Source organism: Winslowiella toletana, from assembly GCF_032164335.1.
GTDB classification, from domain to species: Bacteria; Pseudomonadota; Gammaproteobacteria; order Enterobacterales; family Enterobacteriaceae; genus Erwinia; species Erwinia toletana_A.
Genome location: NZ_CP134152.1, coordinates 3,644,840 through 3,661,428 on the forward strand (window position 1 = coordinate 3,644,840; position 16,589 = coordinate 3,661,428).

Consider the following 16,589-nt stretch of genomic DNA (forward strand, 5'->3'; position numbering starts at 1 on the left):
TTTCTCTGGTTCTTACACTATGTATACATATTCGTGCGCCCCGCACTCTTAAGAGCAAGCAAGCGCTGTTTAAGTTTTTTTGCTTTGCCAGGATGGAATCTGGCCAATAAATGAACCAGTCCCAATGTTTGTGCATAAAGGCCCTTATCGAACTCGATAATTTCGCCCCTAAGAATGGCTTGCTCCAAATGATGGACTGCCGATCGTATCTGACTTTGCTTAGCGGAAGAGAGACCAGGTTTTGAATTGACCGAAAGCCTGGTAACTTCCATCCGTTGCCCAGATGTTCTGATTTCGTGTTTAGCTCGTTTAGGCTGGTAACCGTGCCTGGAAAGCATGCCATAAATCGAGGCTATCACATTCGTTTTAGCCGGTTTATCAAGAAAGTTTACTGACGAGACGGCGATATCATCAACGTAGCGGGAATAAATTACTCCTCTTGCCCGAAAACTGGCTTGCAGTGCCGGTTCATCTTTCCAAAACGCTAGGTTAGCCAGAAATGAACTAGTGATGGCCCCCTGAGGTAGCTCCCCTTGTCGGGTCGTCAGCTTGGTCAAACATTCAGCTACTTCATTATCGAAGCCAAAGAAATGTTGCCATATGTTATGCACTATTGTGACTGAAGTTGACGGGAAAAAACGCGTAATATCTTCATTAATAACAATCGTAGAACCAGCGTGTAAAGTTGCATTAGTTTTATAATCACAACCTTTCAGACTACCTGTCAAATATGCTGGATAAACAACGTAATCAAGAATATTGCGCCTGATATTGCGTTGTAATTTTTTTAGAGGTGCATATGCATCCCAAGTCTGACGCGTACTTCCGTCAGGCTTAGTGATAGTGCTGGCGAGTCGGTACATATTGTCCGCACGATTGGCTAGATTAAGTAGTTCGATAGGAGAGATGTTCAGCGCTTTTGATAGCGCTGTCATACTGCTGATGCGTCGTTTGCTATAGAAGGGTGAGTCAGACAGAGTGTGAATCATTAAGCAGCTCCAACGCAGTACGCGCAAGTTCTCCTTGGAGTCCCTTATCAATACCGTTAAGATCACCGGCCTCTGCTGCAATAAAGAAAATAATGCTGACAGGAATGTTGAGAGCAGAAGCAATGCTGTTAAGGGTTGAAAGCGTCGGATCTCGCTTATTGTTTTCGAGCATGGAAAGATAAGAAACAGAACATTCTGCCTTCCGAGCTAAATCCGTCTGTGATATTCCCCTTCTGGTTCGGCATAACTTGATAGCCTGTCCGATATTCATAATTAACTCCGCAAATAAATATTGGGCCTGCTGCGTCTTGGCTCTGTTGCATTATTTCATCCAATCATCAATGTTTGTGATCAGACGAACCACAACGTCAATAATACGCAGTGCCCGGAAGACGATATCGTCAAACCGGAACCCGCTTCTTACCGGGCTGTCACGATGTCTGCGTAACTGACGCAATACATCTTCCAGCTCTGCCAGAGCGCCAGCATCGAGTTGGCTGCAGTGAGCATCGCGCAGCTTTTCAAGCGTTGCGATGGTGTTCTTTAAAGTATCGTGATTCATGTTGCTCTCCTTTGAATCGGCAAAACGCCGAAGCCCCGTAACAAGGCGATGGCCGAAAGGAGCCAACCCGATGCGCAAGCCCAACACCAGTCTTCGCGACGATGAAGCCCCGTTAATTCCGATAGTGCAGTTGCCTAGTAGCCGCGTATCGCGACTGGCTACAAATCACTATCATGACGAACGTGCTTCAGACTGACCGATGACGCTAGTCTGCCCGTCAAATCTCCAACACCGGATGAAGGAGCGGCCTGGTAAACAGGCAATTACGCTAGACCTTCGCTGTTACGATGAGAACAATCATTTTAAAGAACACAGCTCAGGCGGAACGCCTGACCTGTGATAAGTAAAGCATTATTTTCGATTTTTGGCAATGAAATTTCACTGACAGTGAAATTTCATTGCCTATTCAGTACACCTTTTATCTGCGGCTTCATGATGAGTAGGCAGAACCGCTATACTGGCTTGCGTTTGCAGCGGGTCCCCTTCAGTTTGCTTACGTAATAAGTTGAACTGGTGCAGACAAGGCTCGAACGGGCATTAACTTGCTCTGTCTGTGAACCAGTGAAGCTTCTAACAATAGGACGATTGATACATGCATTTTTGGGAGATGGTGTGCGATGAGTAAGCTGTTGTTCCGTCTGGCGGCATGGCGTGCTCGCCGTCGCGCGAAGCCTAATGCTGATATGGTAAGGAACGAGCAGCCGGACGGAGGGATTGGGGCTGAAGCGCCGATTCGGACAGCATCCGAAGATCGCCTTAGAAGGTCCGGATTCGCGGCTCGTATAGCCGACGTGCTTTCGGAGCTTAGTTTGCGCGAAGGCCGAGTGTTCGCTATTCGTGGGGGATGGGGCTTCGGGAAATCATCAATGAAAAACCTTATCACCGAACGGCTCGATGCCAAGAGCAGTGGAGCGGACTGGCTCGACTTTAACCCATGGCAATGGGGAGACGGCGATGCAATCTCCCGCGCGCTATTTGGCCAGATAGCAGATCGATTGGGAGGCGAGCATTCGAAGGCTGCGCTCGATCGTGCCGAAGCACTGCGACGCTACGGAGCGATCCTTAACGGGGTCAGTAAGCCTCTTAAAGAGGCTGGGAGTTCAGGTCTTCTAATCTCGACGGTGCTAACAAATGCTTCGGTTATAGCTATCGCGTCGGCTATTGGATATGACCTTCCGACAGTTGCAAAGGTTGCGGCTGTTCTTGCCTTTCTCTCGGTCGGAGTACCTCTTCTCGGACGCGTACTATCGTATCTCGGGCGTGACCATAGCGGCGAGTCTCTCGACAAGGTACGCAAAGCGCTTGAGACTCGTCTTCGCGAACTTGACCGGCCGCTGGTTGTCTTCGTCGACGACATTGACCGGCTCGAGCCTGATCAGATCAGGGTGCTGCTTCGGCAGGTAAAGGCGAATGCTAATCTACCGAATATTGTTTTTGTGCTCCTGTTCCAGCCCAGTATCGTAGAGCGAGCGCTAGATCCGGTTGCAGACAACGACGGTCGAGCCTTCCTTGAAAAGATCGTGCAGGCTAACTTTGATTTACCAGCCGTACCGACATCTTTCGTGCATCGTATGTTCGAGGAAGAACTCTCTGAAATAGCGGGCCCATACGCGACTGAGGCCAACGGGTTCTCTCAGAGACGCTGGGGTAACGCTTGTATTGGCTGCATCCAGCCCCTCCTTCGCAACATGCGTGATGCACGTCGTCTCATTTCTTCCATTGCTGTTCACATGCCACTGCATGTGGTCGGCGACGTGTTCGAGGTGAACATTGTAGACTTCCTGCTTCTGGAAACACTCAGGGTCTTCGAACCTGACCTCCACGATGCACTGTTCCGTGAGAGAGGATTGGTTCTCCAGGAAGGACGCTTCTCCCGTGATGGCCGACGGAAGGTGGACCAAGCAGCGGCTAAGGAGCTGCTTGAGATCGTCTCAGAGGAGCGCCGCAATATCATTTGTGATGCGCTTAAAGACTTATTTCCCCCCCTCGAATGGGCGTATGGGGGGACAAACTATGCAGACGGCTTCCATCGCCGGTGGTTGACGGAGAAACGAGTATGCACTTCGCGCTACTTCCCACGTTACTTTGAACTGCAGACGTCGGTTGGAGAAATATCTGAGCGCCGTTTCGTTGATTTTCTCAATGCAACAGCGACAGAGGACGAGCTCTTTGCTGAAATCGCAGCCATCGAAGCTGACGGGCTGCTGAATTCGCTCGTTGCGAGGCTCGATGAATCCGTCGACCGATTACCAACCGAGAATGCTGCTGTTCTGCTCCCAGGAATGTTCAGAATTGCTGAAAAACTCGCAGGCACGAACAGCGGCTCTTTCGACTCGTTATATGTAGCAGCATGGCGAGCGACAAGTTGGTACTTGAAGCGAATTCCTGAGGATGTTCGAGGCGGTTTAGCTCTTGAAGCACTCCGTAAAACTGAAGCGCTATCCGTTACCTCCATCCTGATCCATCTCAGCGATCCCACCGATCGGAATGAGGGCGAGAGTGGAGCGTTCGAGCCAGCGTTAGATCTCCACACCGTAGTGGCAATGAAGACTGAATGGCTACGGTTGATAAGGATCCGCGCAGCAGACGACGCCCTGATTACTGAACCTGATCTCATATCACAGCTCTATCGCTGGAAAAACTATACAGATTCAATGGACGAACCCAGAGAGTGGGTAAGGAAAGCAATTCAAACCGACTTGGGCTTCGCAACCATGGTCACACGCCTGATGAGCCGAGGTTCGAGCCATACCTACGGTGATCGCGTCTCCACGCAGCACAACAGTTTCAACAAAGAGACAATTGACGACTTTATTGGCATTGATGTGGCGAAGGCCAAGTGTGATGCAATTAATCCCGCCCAGTTCCCTGAGCACGTAGAGGCCCTGCGAACGCTGCTTAGATATCTCGAAAAGTGGCTCGGATTGAGGACAAACGACATTTCCGATTTCTAGAAGTCAGCTGCTGCTGACATCGAAATATCAATTTGAGTATTAACCGAAACGTAAGCATCCGGTGAACTCGAGTTGCTGTGCAACGCGAGTTGTGATCGGTTTTTGAAGGGGGATTACTGCTGAGGTTTCCGGGCATAAGGCAGCAACTCATCCAGCCGGTTGTTGGGCCATGGCGGCAGTTTTTCCAGTACATCACGCAGCCATGCCCACGGCTCCAGTCCGTTCAGCCGCGCCGTTTCCAACAGGCTCATCAGTCCCGCCATCCGCTCTCCCGCACGCTGCGAACCCGCGAACAGCCATTTACGCCGGCCCTGAGCCACCGGCCGCATCACTCTTTCATACCGGTTATTGTCCACCGGCACACGCCCATCTTCCAGATACGTCTGCAGCGAAGGCCACCGCTTCAGCGCATACGTCACGGCCTTATGCAGCGCGCCGCCCGGCGCACTGCCTGCCTCCTGTTCCACAAGCCACGCTCGGAACGCCTCCAGCTGCGGTTTCGCATACCGCTCTCACCATCGTCGCTTCTGTTCCGCCGGCCGCTGCCGGATACTCTCCTCCAGCCGGTACAGGTATCCGATGCGCGTCAGCGCTTCCTTCACCGGCACCGGCGTGTCGCCTTCCGGCCTGAACAGCGCTTTGTAGCCTCCATAGTCGTCAACCATCAGAGTGCCCGACCAGCCCGCCAGCATGTCGCGGGCATGCTGCCCGTTGCGCCTGGCGCAGCAGTCGTACACCACCACCTGCGCCAGCAACCCGGGGCCGGGCTGGCCTTTTTCGATAAGTGAGGGAGGAAGCGCCGCGCTGTGCACCTTGTCACAGCCCGGGCAGCCTTACTGCGGCCGCACCGTTTTCAGCACCACGAAGTGCGCCGGCAGCTCACTGCGTACCGGCTTTTGTTTCGGGGTATCGCGCTCCGACAACAGCTCACGGAGCTGGCGGCTGATGTCCGCACGGTCGGCTGCGGTGTCTTCTTCTGCGAGCTGGCGCTGCTCACCGGAATACTCTGTATCACCAAGGTTTACCGCAAGATCCTTAACGACCATACGTTCAGCTACGGCAATAAACTCTGTTTTATTGAATCACCGCTCAAGCATTCTATCGCCAATCATAAAATCGAAATCCGAGCAGGAAAAGATAAACAGTTCAGCGCCTATTTTGCAGGCAGACAATTACAGGTATCAGAGGTAACCGAGCCTGTAAAAGCCTCAATGAAAGAGACTGATGTTCAGAAAAAACTCGATGTACTGGGCCTGGCTGACAAGCTGAGTACTGTCGCTGAAGCATCACGCCTGAGCGGTGTGTCTCGCGATACAATTTACCGCCACAGACGACTTCTTAAAGAAGGTGGGAGCCGCCCACTTAAACGGCAGGAAACGCCTATCTGAGGCGTAAAAACTGCACTGATATAAGCATTGAGAATAAGGTTGTGCACAAAACCACAAACTCCCGCCTAAAAACGACAGTTCGCCCCGCCCTGCCATGTCATATTCCCCCATAATTTTATTTTTATGACGGATTTACCCATGCTCAACCCCTCTATGACTAACCTCACCCAGCGCCTCCGGCAGGGGCTCACCCCGCCCCTCCCACAGACGCCTGCAACGCTGCCCGATGCCCGCTTACGGCTGAACAGCGCCATGAGCCAGGCGGGAGAGAGCTGGCGCGACGCCCCCGCCGTCTGCGCGGCGCTCAGGGATATGCTGACCCTGTCGGGTGACTTCCGGCAACAGTTGGAGACCGCCACCGGGTTAGCATTTTCCGCCACGCTGCCGGAGCGTCCCCAAAAAATGGAGGACCTGCTGGACCGCGCCGGCTTTATCCACGATGACGCCCTCAACAAACTCAGCGCCGCGCTCCTCGGCCTGAAGGGCGCTTCACTCTCCGCTCCCGCGCGCTCACCGGCGTTCGCCCCGGCGCCTATTCTCTCCGACGCAGTAAAGGAGGCGGCGCTCGGTATTCTGCTGGAAAGCGGGCTCAAACTGACCGGGATGTCCCGGGACCATGCCCAGGCGGTGCTGCCGCTGATTAAACTCGTCCGCAACGCGCTGGCCGTGGTGAGTGAGAAAGAGACCACCCTGGCCGACCGGCTGAAGAGCATCACGTTTAAGCTGAACACCGCACAGGCCAGCCTGAAGCAGGCCAGCCCGGACTCGGCCGCCTGCCGCTGGGTCAACGCGCTGTGTGACACCGTGGACGTGCTGAGTCAGGGCCTGTCGGTCGGTGCGCTCAAAGACTCGCTGTCAAAACTGCAGACCATCCGCGAGCTGGGGCTGTCAAATATCTGCGCGACGCTCACCCCCCTGCTCGAGCAGGCAGAGATGTTTCAGCAGTGGAAAGAGGGGAAACTGACCAACGACGCGCTGGCCGTCCGGGTGCTGGAGAGCGTGGCACCGCAGCAGGTGCCCCTGATGCTGAACGTCGCCAGGAAGCTCAACACCGCCGCCGCGGAGGGCGGCGCGCTGTCGGCATTAGGCCGTGAGCTCCCGCCCATGCCCGGGAAGGCGTCAGCAGGCGCCTCCCTGCGCTGGATGATGGAGGCTGTGCAGTCTCCTGCCCTGCGTGAAAAGCTGGAGGCAAATGACGGGCAGTGGCTGCGGACCGGCCTGAAGCTGGATGACAACGAGGCCACCTTTGTGCAGGAGGGGCTGCTCAGGCATGCCCAGGCGCTGGCCGATTTCCCGTTCAAAGGCACGCCGGCGGCCCAGCTCAGCGCGCTGGCCCGCATGCCCGGGCTGGCGGGCCTGTTCGGCATGATGAACGTCTCTCTGAATGACACGGTCCCGCTGCTCGGCCCCCTGATGAAGGATGGCCTGCACCTGTCGGACCTCGGCGGGATGGCCAACGCCTCCGGTACCTGGGAACAGGCCCGGGAGCTTGCCGGCCTGATGGACGGCAAAAAGGTCGGCTACGCGACCGGTGAGGCGCTGCTCGGCAGCAGCCTCGCGGTGCTGAAAAAGTGTGGCGGCGCACTGTATGATATCGCCCAGGCGGCCAGCCTGCCCGCCAAAAAAGCCTACGGCTTTTACAAGAGTGAACATGCCCCCGGCAGCACTACCAGCGTCAACACCTTTTACCGCAGCCTTATCCACTATATTCAGGACGATTATAAGAGCCACCCCGCGGACTACACCTTCGACACCCTGAGCACCCTCTCGGCCATCGTCTCCGGGACCCTGAAGTGCGCCAGCGGCGTCAGCGCGCTGATAGGGAAAAATACCGCCGAGCTGCTTGAGGAGTATGCCCGCACCGATCCGGCCACCTTTTCGCGGCTGGAGCATACCCTTATCCATGCGGTGCTGGATACGCGGCTGGCTGTCGAAATCCGCGACGCCCTGCAGAGCGGAGACTACGTTCAGGCCAGAAAACTGCTGGAGCCGCTGGGCCGGGCGCTGGAGAATAGCGCCGGCGATCGCCTGTTCCTGCGCAGGATGGCCTCGCTGGTGACCTTCCTCCCCGCGCTGTGCGATATCCACCAGGCGGTCAGGGACAGCAACACCCCCAAGCGCGAGCTGAGCGGCCGCCTGCAGCAGCGGCAGACCATCATGCTGAAGCATCCTGAGTTGCTGAGCACCCTCCCACCGCTGACGATGCTGCAACGGGACCTGGCCCGCCTGCAACAGCAGAGCGGTATCCGCGTGACGCCGTCAGACCAATTGCTGGCCGACGGTGAGGTGCTGCGGGCCGCCGTCGCCCGCCTCCCCGCCGGGGAGCAACGCAGTCGTCTGCAAAACGAACTGGAGACGCTGGAGCCGGGCCTGGCTGCCCTGAAGGCGCAGGGGGAGGCGTCGGGACTGCTGCCGACCCAGACGCGCCTGCATGACGCCGTGCGCCAGACGCTGGCAGAAGAGGGGGTGCCCGCACAGAACATGGCGCTGGCGCAGGTGGAAAATATGAAAAAAATGCTGAGCCAGGTGCCGGACACGCTCGCCCTGCCGTCGCTCACCTCGTTTTCCTCTCTGTCGTCCCTCCCTGCCCTGGCCATGGATGTTATCGCGCTGCTGCAGGCCAGCAAAAAACCGGGACTGGAGGCCGCGGTGGCGAAGTTGGAGACGCTGCTCACCAACGCCGCGTCAGACGCTATTCACGACGGCGTCCACTGGGTGGCCGGCAAAACCGCCCAGCTGTTCACCAAAGAGGTGGAGCTGACGGCGGAGGAGAAGGCGCAGGGCTGGTTCGTGATGGAAAGAGAGCTGTCGGTGGGGCAGTTGGCGACGGGAGCGGCGGCAGGGGCCGCGTCGGGCGCGCTGCTGTCGGCGATGTTCCTGCTGCTTTCCAGAGAGGGCGAGCCGGGCATAAAAGGGACCGCGGGTGACCGGCCGGTCACCCTGAACAGGACAGTGACGACCTCTGACGGGGAGAGCGGCGCGCAGATCGTGCGGCTGTCGCCGTCGCGTGCGGGGGTGTACGGGCCCACGACCCAGCCTGTCGCTCAGGCGGGCGGCGAGTGGAAGCGGTGGTTGGCGCTGGCGCTGCCGGTTGTGGCGGGGGCTGCGGCGGGGGCCGGGGTTGCCGCGGCGGTGAACCCGGCGATCCGCGAGAAACGGGGCGAGCATGACGTGCCACAGGGGATGAACACGGCGCTGACCGGGCCCGGACGCTTGCACAGGGTGTTGGGTGAGGACGGGGTGACGAAGGGGATTATTCTGGCGGAGGGCGCGAACCCTGCGCAGGAGGATGCCGGGTTGCAACAAAGCAACAGCCGTGTAAAACGATCGAATTTTGTTACCCATACCATGAAGGTAAGAGAAACCAAAATTCAAAAGATCGCTGCAGAAGAAAAGTTACACGAACAGGCACGCATTGCCGGGCAGGTGCGCATTGACAACATCAGAAACAGCTGGTCAGAAGCCTATCTGGAAGGGAAAGTGACAACCTGGCTGCAGGGGGTGCAGGAGGGGGCCGTGATCCGAATGGGCGCAGAGTTCGCCCCTGAACAGTTTATCCGTAAATTTATCCAGGACATTATTGATAAGCACCCTGAGGCGGCGAAGCGCGACGAGCTGACGTCGCCGGACAGTGTCATCATCATGAGAGAGGGCAAAGCACCCGGCAAGGGAAGCACGCCCGTTACGCTGATCGATCTGGCGATGGGGAAATTTAATTATTTAGCGAAATGGCCGGAGTGGAGAGGTGAAAAACAGGCATTCTACACCAGCGCTGAGACGGTGGCGTTTCGTACGGCATTACTGAATGATGCCAGCCCCTATATGAGCAGGGGTGGCTATAACCTGCCAGGAGGAGCAGGGAGGGCCCTACCTGATCGTGTCCAGAGTGCCTTTATCGACCAGCTTGACAGCATCAAATCTGACGGTACAAAAAGAGAGAAGATGGCTAAATTCTACTCGCTCTCTTTTTATAAAACCGCGAAAGCATTAGCGGTTGATCCCGGCCTGGCGGTGTTCAAACCGCAGCTTGAACAATATCTGAAGGGGGAGATAAAGCCACACCAATTAACTTTCCATGATGAGTGCTTAACTGAGGTTGTTGCACTGCGTGCAGGCAACAATGTGCTGGCATGGGACGCCGCTGGCACCATGTTACCTTTTATCGAAACAGAGCAGGGAATGGGTAAGAAGAATGTTCAGGACTGGATCCTGAAACACCTATCGGCTAATACACAATATACCTGTAGAGATCCAGATAAAAGAGCCCAGAATTTTAATTTTCGTAACATTTCAGAAGGTTGGAGTCATCTTGGGCCGCTAGAATATGGCAGTCCATTATCTCTTGAAAAAATAGAAAACATTGGCCAGGATACCGTAGCAAACCTGCTGAAGCGGGCAGAGCAGGACATCAAGAGTACGATATCCACCAGGAGTGAGTTTTTTCTTGATGGTCTGATTGATGGTCTGTTTATCGGCGCAGGGATCGTTTTGTCGTCGGTGGTTCCCGGATCTGGCATCGCGTTACTCTTAAAACAGGTCGCTCTGGCCGCAGGGCTGACGTTGAAGAAAGATCTCGTCAAACTGGCATTCGCTGATAGTAGGGAACAAGCGGAGGGTATTATCTCAACCATACCTGCGAACTTGCTGGCCAGCCTGCTTGTGGACGGCAGCATCACCCTGGGGCTCCCGCTGGCAAAAAAAATACTGGCGAAGGGAAACATCAAAGTCCCGTGGGCCAAAGAGTTAAATACCGTGAAAGACACCATGGTAGGTGTTCCCGGATATAACCTGGCGAACGACGTGGGTTCAAATATAGGTAAGTTTATCAACAAGGATAACGCTGGGAGTACGAATACCCGCACTCAACTATCCGTTCATATCTGGGGCCAGCCGGATAAAAATGGTCATAAAGGAGATCTCTATTTTTGTGAGTCAACAAAAGGCTATTTTACCTTAAAAAAAGATGGGGATTATGGCTACTTCCCGACATCAAAAACAGATAATGAATGGTGGCATTTTACAGATCATTCTGCCCTACCCTTCCATATCTGGGGCCAGCCGGATAAAAATGGTCATAAAGGAGATCTCTATTTTTGTGATACAATAAAAGGATATTTTACCTTAAAAAAAGATGGGGATTATGGCTACTTCCCGACATCAAAAACAGATAATGAATGGTGGCATTTCACAGAACATTCTGGCCCACCCTTCCATACCTGGGGACAGCCGGATAAAAATGGCAATAAAGGAGATCTCTATTATTGCGAGACAACAAAAATGTATTTTACCTTAAAAAAAGATGGGGATTATGGCTACTTCCCGACATCAAAAACAGATAATGAATGGTGGAATTTTATAGGTTATGCTACTGACAATAATATTAAAAATAGATAATTTACCAAGATCGTGAATAGGCTCTTTGTCAGAAATGAAAGACAGGCTCAATATGAGTCATTCTGATTATCTCATTAAATGGGGTGGCGGTGAATATCACACTCCAGTACCAGCTAATATCAAGAGTTATATAGAAAAAGGAGCCTAATTAATATGGTGTAATTGCCTGTTTTTGATATCTTCATTCCGATAACGGAGAGAGGTAATTGTATGGAAAATCAGGATACTTAAAGCACCGTCGCTAAGGATGCCTTTTACTGACCCCCGTGGGGTGAGCCGTCGACCGGGGCGGAGAAAATACATTGATATCTTCTCCTCCCCTGCCCCGGCCAAGGTTGATGGCAGACGATAAAACAGCAAAACTAATCAACATTGGAGCACGCTCAGGTACACCTATTAAAATGAGATTCATAGAAATTTCAGGCATCCCGTTGCTCACTAAACTCAGCTTCCGCCAGCTCTTGATAGCGACAAAAGCTTTAATCTAGTTTATTCAGCATCATCATAATCCAGACTTTCCCGTCAACAGCATCAATATCAACTGCAGATGTGGATTATGTGCATATAAGCCCTCGCGCGGGCGCATACTTCTGTGTTACCCCCCCTACATAATCAGACTAAATCCTTATCTCTTTTTTATCCATCGGATACGAAAAAGCGCCATGTTTAACCATGACGCTTTTGACAATACAAATGAGAATTACGGCTCCAGATAAGTATTCTGGGTCACGACTTCAGGAGCTCCGTAGAAATATCCCGGTGGTGGTGCAATGCCCCACTCCGGAGACCAGGCATAAACCCAGCCACTGGCAGGCATCACAGTCGTATCAAGCTGCCATACCTGATAACCCACAGCAGACATCTTCAGGAACGGGTAAGGACGCTTACCAATCAACTGATTTTCTGTTCCTTCCATTTTTCCGAGCACGGTGACAAAGCGATTACGGAAATTATCAGGATCGAGGAATTTGTCCGTGTAGACTAAAACGCGGCCCTGATATGCCTCGTGAATTTTCGGACGGGCATATTCATTGAGTGGCAATACCGCTAACTCAAGAATCGTTTTGGAGGGAAGATTAATCACATTAATTACTTTACCACCGACACGAACTTCCTGCCCCTGGTATAAACTAGGCGCCATAGCAAGTTGCTGATAGGTCGCAGGATTGACCGCCCCTTCGGCTCCGCTGATGCTTTTCGGTATTGATGAGCAACCGGATAACAGTAGCGCGGATACCACAGCCAGGCCCGCCAGCGTTCTTTGAACATCTTTTTTCTTCAACATAGTTTTCTCATGACGTAAAGTTTTAATTGGCTATGTAATCCATTAAGTTACATAGCGCCGGGAATTAAATTCGTAATAGCATTGACTCTAAAAACCATAGCGCAGCATAGGCACTATTCTATAAAATTATAAAAGTCAGAAATATAGGACCGTGGATAACAGTTTGTCATCACAGTCTTACAAACGTAATCAATACCAGATCAGGTACGCAATCCGAATATTCATACCAACAACTTACTTCACTAAAATAGAGTCATAAAAATAGTTAAGCTGCGTCGGTTATTTTTTCGCAGTAAAAGGAGGTTTAGCAAACCACACCAGAATCGTCAGCATCACAAAGGCTATTGCAGAGAGACGGAAAATTTCGTTGGCAGAAATGAGCATCCCCTGCTGCGTGATCATATTGTTTATTTCATTCAGTTCCTGAGAAAAAGAGATTCCGGAAGATTCGATACGCTGCGAGAATGCGTTATATATCGGGTTAAACGGGTTTATCGCCCCCGTCAACACGCTGTGCTGCCCTGACTCCCAGCGACTCCACAGCGTCATTGTCAGCGCGGTGCCAATCGAGCCTGATAAGGTACGGAAAAAATTGCTGATACTGGAGGCATTGGCAAATTTATTATCCGGCAAACCTGAAAGAGAAATAGTGGTCAGTGGCAGAAAAAAACACGCCACTGCGCAGCCTTGTAACAGCTGAGGAGAGATAATCCCCATAAAATCAATGCCGGTGGTGAAGGTGATCGAACGCCAGTAATAAGATATCGCATAGACGATAAAACTGAACGTCACCAGAACACGCATATCAATTTTATTACCATAGAAGCCGATTATCGGTGACAAAATCAGCGGCGCCAATCCGATTGGCGCATAGGCCAGTCCTGCCCACATGGCATCGTACCCCATGGTTTCCTGAAGCAACTGCGGCATCAGTACGATAGCGCCAGAGTAGAACAGAAAGGCGCAGGTGATGCAGACGATACCAATGGTAAAATTACGCGATTTGAACAAACTGATATCGATAATCGGATTTTCATCGGTTGATTCCCAGATAATCAGGGAAATCAGCGAAACGCCGGACACTATCGCCAGAGTAATAATCGTGGTGGAGTTAAACCAGTCCAGATCCTTACCCTTATCAAGCATCAACTGTAGCGCACCGACGCCCAGCACCAACAGCACCAGACCGACGTAATTCATTTTCACCGACTGCGTTTCTGTCTCTCGGCCTTTCAGCAAAGTTCCGCACAGTGAAACGGCAATTATGCCCATCGGGACATTGATGAAAAATATCCAACCCCAGCTAAAATTGTCGCAAATATACCCACCCAGTATCGGCCCACAAATCGGCGCAATAATCACCGTCATCGACCACATGGATAAGGCGAAGGTGCGTTTTTCCGGTGGATAATTCCTCAGCAGCAGGCTCTGCGACAGCGGAACAAGCGGCCCTGCCATCAGCCCCTGAATCACCCTGAAGAAAATGAGCATATCAAGGCTGGTTGAAAGCCCGCACGCCAGCGATGCCAGAGAAAAACAGACAACTGACAGAAGAAACAAGCGCAACTCGCCGAACCGTTGCGACAGTCGCCCGGTCAGAGGAATTGAGATCGCGTTTGCTACGCCAAACGAGGTGATGACCCATGTCCCCTGATCCGTTGAAGCTCCCAGAAAACCTGAAATCGTCGGGATCGCCACGTTGGAAATGGTGGAGTCCAGCATCTGCATAAATGTCGCCAGCGACAGTGCAAAGGTCATGCAGATCAACATTGCCCCACGTAATGGGGCTGGCAGTGATTTCACGGTTTCCATTAAAGCTGCCCATTACGTTTAATAATGTTGGCGATAATGGTATCTACCGGGGCGGTATCGATGACCAGCGCATCGCTGAGGTATGCCGGTGTGATGGCCGCCTTAGGCGAAAGCTCGTGAAGGGAGGTGCTGTTCACCTCGCCGGTCTCTATGGTGGCATTCATTGACAGGCCGATACGCAGCGGATGCTGGCGGAGTTCGCCCTCTTCCAGTACCACCTTGACGGGTACCCGCTGAACGACTTTGATCCAGTTCCCTGAGGCATTCTGTGCCGGAAGCAGTGCAAATGCATTACCGGTACCCATATTGACGCCTTTGACATAGCCGTGAAAAACGACGTTGTCGCCATACAGGTCGCTGGTCAAAGTGACCTGCTGGCCAATACGAACATTCGTCAACTGGGTTTCTTTAAAATTGGCATTGACCCACATTTCCTGGGCCGGAATCACCGCCATCAGCGCCTGAGCAGGATTAATCGTCTCCCCAACCTGCACGCTACGTTGAGCGACATAGCCGGTAACAGGGCTACGAATATCAGTACGCTGAAGCGAAAGCCATGCCTGTTTCACCTGATCGGCTGCTTGCAGCACCTGCGGCTGATGGTCAAGAGGCGTGTTCATGATCAGCGCCCTATTCGCTTTATAAACCTGGATAGCCGCATCCAGCGAAGCCTGGCTGCTTATTGCAGTGTCTTTTGCATGCTCAAGGTTTTCTCGGGTGATTACGCCCTTACCCACCAGCTCCAGCCGCCGCTGATAATCCTCCGACGCCTGCTTATACTGAATTCGCGCCGCGGTGATATTGGCCTGATACTGAGTATCCAGCACATAGAGTTTGCGCATCTCGCGCACCGTGTTGGCCAGATTGCTTTTTTTCTGATTGAAGGCAATTGTCGAGTCCGTCTTATCCAGCGTGACGACAACATCTCCCTGGTGCACGAAATCCGTATCCGTATTATTAACTGCGGTAACGCTGCCTCCGATCTGTGAGGAGATGCTGTTCATGTTACCCGTTACGTAGGCATCATCAGTGCTGACCTGATGACTGATAATTAAATCCCAGTAAACAGACGCACCAATAAACACGGGAAGTAAAATACTAAAAAAAATAATAAAATACTTCTTTCTTGATTTTTTCTTTGATGCCGTTTCAGACCGTTCCACTGTAATATCTCATGTTAATAGCATGTTTAACAATTCACGATAAAGCTTTACGAAAATGCAATAACTGCATTATCTCTATTACGTGAGTCAAACATCATATGCCCGTTGCGAATGCGAATAGGTTAAAACCTTGGCTGCGATATAACAGGGGATAATCCTGAAATGATTGAGATATTATTCCTACAGCTGTAATTTAACTCTGTCAGAATATTCTTAACACACTGAAAATACTACGAATATACAACACCTTACATTCGTTGATGTTTCATTTAATTTCCACGATTTAATATACATATCAAGAATTACTTTTCCCTGCACTGAAGCTCAGTCCCTGACATTATTCTGGCTCGTCATTTAAACACCCTCTCTGTTACGAGCTGTTTGTGCACTCCAAAGCATAAGATTTAGCTGACAAAGGAATTATAAATGAAAGCAATTATCATTGACGATCATCCACTCGCCATTACAGCTATTCGCAATCTCCTGCGTAAAAATGATATTGAGGTGTTGGCTGAATTGAGCGATGGCGCTAAAGCAGTGCAGAGCATGGAAACGCTAAAGCCGGACATTATGATTATCGATGTGGATATTCCGGTCCATAACGGTATCCAGGTGCTTGAGATGCTGCGCAAGCGCCACTACACCGGCATCGTCATTATTGTGTCAGCCAAGAATGATTACTTCTACGGCCGCTACAGCGCAGAGGCTGGGGCAAATGGTTTTGTCAGCAAAAAAGAAGGCATAAACAATATTATTGCCGCCATTGATGCCGCAAAAAATGGCTACTGCTACTTTCCGTTTTCCATGGATCGCTTCACCGGCCGTCTGACATCCGATCAGCAAAGATTGGATTCTCTCTCCCGACAGGAGATTACGGTGCTAAACTACATACTGGATGGTAATGATAACAACACCATAGCAGAGAAAATGTTTATCAGTAACAAAACGGTCAGCACTTATAAAGGTCGGTTAATGGAGAAACTTGAGTGCAAATCATTAATGAACCTGTTTACTTTCGCTCAGAACAATAAAATCTGGTAAC

At 52.0% G+C, this 16,589-nt stretch carries 10 protein-coding genes and 1 pseudogene; 4 read left to right on the forward strand and 7 right to left on the reverse strand.

Annotated features, from left to right (window positions below; translation table 11 throughout):
- Positions 1-17: 17 nt before the first annotated feature.
- Genes RIN69_RS16995 through RIN69_RS17005 form a run of 3 tightly spaced genes read right to left on the reverse strand, consistent with a single transcriptional unit; the run spans position 18 to position 1,551 of the window.
- Positions 18-989, reverse strand: coding sequence for a reverse transcriptase family protein (locus RIN69_RS16995; protein ID WP_313853247.1), 972 nt, complete (start codon positions 987-989; stop codon positions 18-20).
- Complete coding sequence (locus RIN69_RS17000) at positions 970-1,260, reverse strand: helix-turn-helix domain-containing protein (RefSeq protein ID WP_004104673.1); 291 nt, start codon at positions 1,258-1,260, stop codon at positions 970-972. Before RIN69_RS17000 ends, RIN69_RS16995 begins: the two co-directional genes overlap by 20 nt.
- 51 nt (positions 1,261-1,311) lie before the next feature.
- Complete coding sequence (locus RIN69_RS17005; RefSeq protein WP_126766396.1) at positions 1,312-1,551, reverse strand: hypothetical protein; 240 nt, start codon at positions 1,549-1,551, stop codon at positions 1,312-1,314.
- 617 nt (positions 1,552-2,168) lie between these two features.
- Here RIN69_RS17005 and RIN69_RS17010 point away from each other — a divergent pair.
- On the forward strand, positions 2,169-4,505 hold the full coding sequence (locus RIN69_RS17010) for a KAP family P-loop NTPase fold protein (protein ID WP_313853248.1): 2,337 nt from the start codon (positions 2,169-2,171) through the stop codon (positions 4,503-4,505).
- Between the two features lie 113 nt (positions 4,506-4,618).
- Here the strand turns inward: RIN69_RS17010 and RIN69_RS17015 are convergent.
- Positions 4,619-5,497, reverse strand: a pseudogene (locus tag RIN69_RS17015) (IS66 family transposase); the annotation flags it as partial.
- Positions 5,498-5,716: 219 nt separating this feature from the next.
- On the opposite strand from RIN69_RS17015, the gene RIN69_RS17020 reads away from it, so the two are divergent.
- Complete coding sequence (locus RIN69_RS17020) at positions 5,717-5,893, forward strand: helix-turn-helix domain-containing protein (protein ID WP_313853250.1); 177 nt, start codon at positions 5,717-5,719, stop codon at positions 5,891-5,893.
- Positions 5,894-6,031: 138 nt separating this feature from the next.
- Positions 6,032-11,287, forward strand: coding sequence for a hypothetical protein (locus RIN69_RS17025; RefSeq protein WP_313853251.1), 5,256 nt, complete (start codon positions 6,032-6,034; stop codon positions 11,285-11,287).
- Positions 11,288-11,987: 700 nt separating this feature from the next.
- Here RIN69_RS17025 and RIN69_RS17030 read toward each other — a convergent pair.
- The 3 genes from RIN69_RS17030 to RIN69_RS17040 form a co-directional block, all read right to left on the reverse strand.
- The gene (locus RIN69_RS17030) at positions 11,988-12,572 is read right to left on the reverse strand and encodes a Slp family lipoprotein (RefSeq protein ID WP_313853252.1); all 585 of its coding nucleotides are present in this window, start codon (positions 12,570-12,572) and stop codon (positions 11,988-11,990) included.
- Positions 12,573-12,851: 279 nt separating this feature from the next.
- A complete protein-coding gene (locus RIN69_RS17035) occupies positions 12,852-14,384 on the reverse strand; it encodes a DHA2 family efflux MFS transporter permease subunit (protein WP_313853254.1) in 1,533 nt (510 codons plus the stop codon).
- Positions 14,384-15,547: an EmrA/EmrK family multidrug efflux transporter periplasmic adaptor subunit gene (locus RIN69_RS17040; protein WP_313853256.1), complete on the reverse strand. Its 1,164-nt coding sequence runs from the start codon at positions 15,545-15,547 to the stop codon at positions 14,384-14,386. The genes RIN69_RS17035 and RIN69_RS17040 overlap by 1 nt, the downstream gene beginning before the upstream one ends.
- Before the next feature lie 426 nt (positions 15,548-15,973).
- Between RIN69_RS17040 and evgA the strand changes: the two genes are divergently transcribed.
- Positions 15,974-16,588: an acid-sensing system DNA-binding response regulator EvgA gene (evgA, locus tag RIN69_RS17045; protein ID WP_313853258.1), complete on the forward strand. Its 615-nt coding sequence runs from the start codon at positions 15,974-15,976 to the stop codon at positions 16,586-16,588.
- The last annotated feature ends 1 nt before the right edge of the window (position 16,589 follow it).

What these genes read in the sequence shown, in the direction of transcription:
- RIN69_RS16995 (WP_313853247.1), bottom strand. Translation starts at nt 989, where the DNA reads ATGATTCACACTCTGTCTGACTCACCCTTCTATAGCAAACGACGCATC.
- RIN69_RS17000 (WP_004104673.1), bottom strand. Translation starts at nt 1,260, where the DNA reads ATGAATATCGGACAGGCTATCAAGTTATGCCGAACCAGAAGGGGAATA.
- RIN69_RS17005 (WP_126766396.1), bottom strand. Translation starts at nt 1,551, where the DNA reads ATGAATCACGATACTTTAAAGAACACCATCGCAACGCTTGAAAAGCTG.
- RIN69_RS17010 (WP_313853248.1), top strand. Translation starts at nt 2,169, where the DNA reads ATGAGTAAGCTGTTGTTCCGTCTGGCGGCATGGCGTGCTCGCCGTCGC.
- RIN69_RS17020 (WP_313853250.1), top strand. Translation starts at nt 5,717, where the DNA reads ATGAAAGAGACTGATGTTCAGAAAAAACTCGATGTACTGGGCCTGGCT.
- RIN69_RS17025 (WP_313853251.1), top strand. Translation starts at nt 6,032, where the DNA reads ATGCTCAACCCCTCTATGACTAACCTCACCCAGCGCCTCCGGCAGGGG.
- RIN69_RS17030 (WP_313853252.1), bottom strand. Translation starts at nt 12,572, where the DNA reads ATGTTGAAGAAAAAAGATGTTCAAAGAACGCTGGCGGGCCTGGCTGTG.
- RIN69_RS17035 (WP_313853254.1), bottom strand. Translation starts at nt 14,384, where the DNA reads ATGGAAACCGTGAAATCACTGCCAGCCCCATTACGTGGGGCAATGTTG.
- evgA (WP_313853258.1), top strand. Translation starts at nt 15,974, where the DNA reads ATGAAAGCAATTATCATTGACGATCATCCACTCGCCATTACAGCTATT.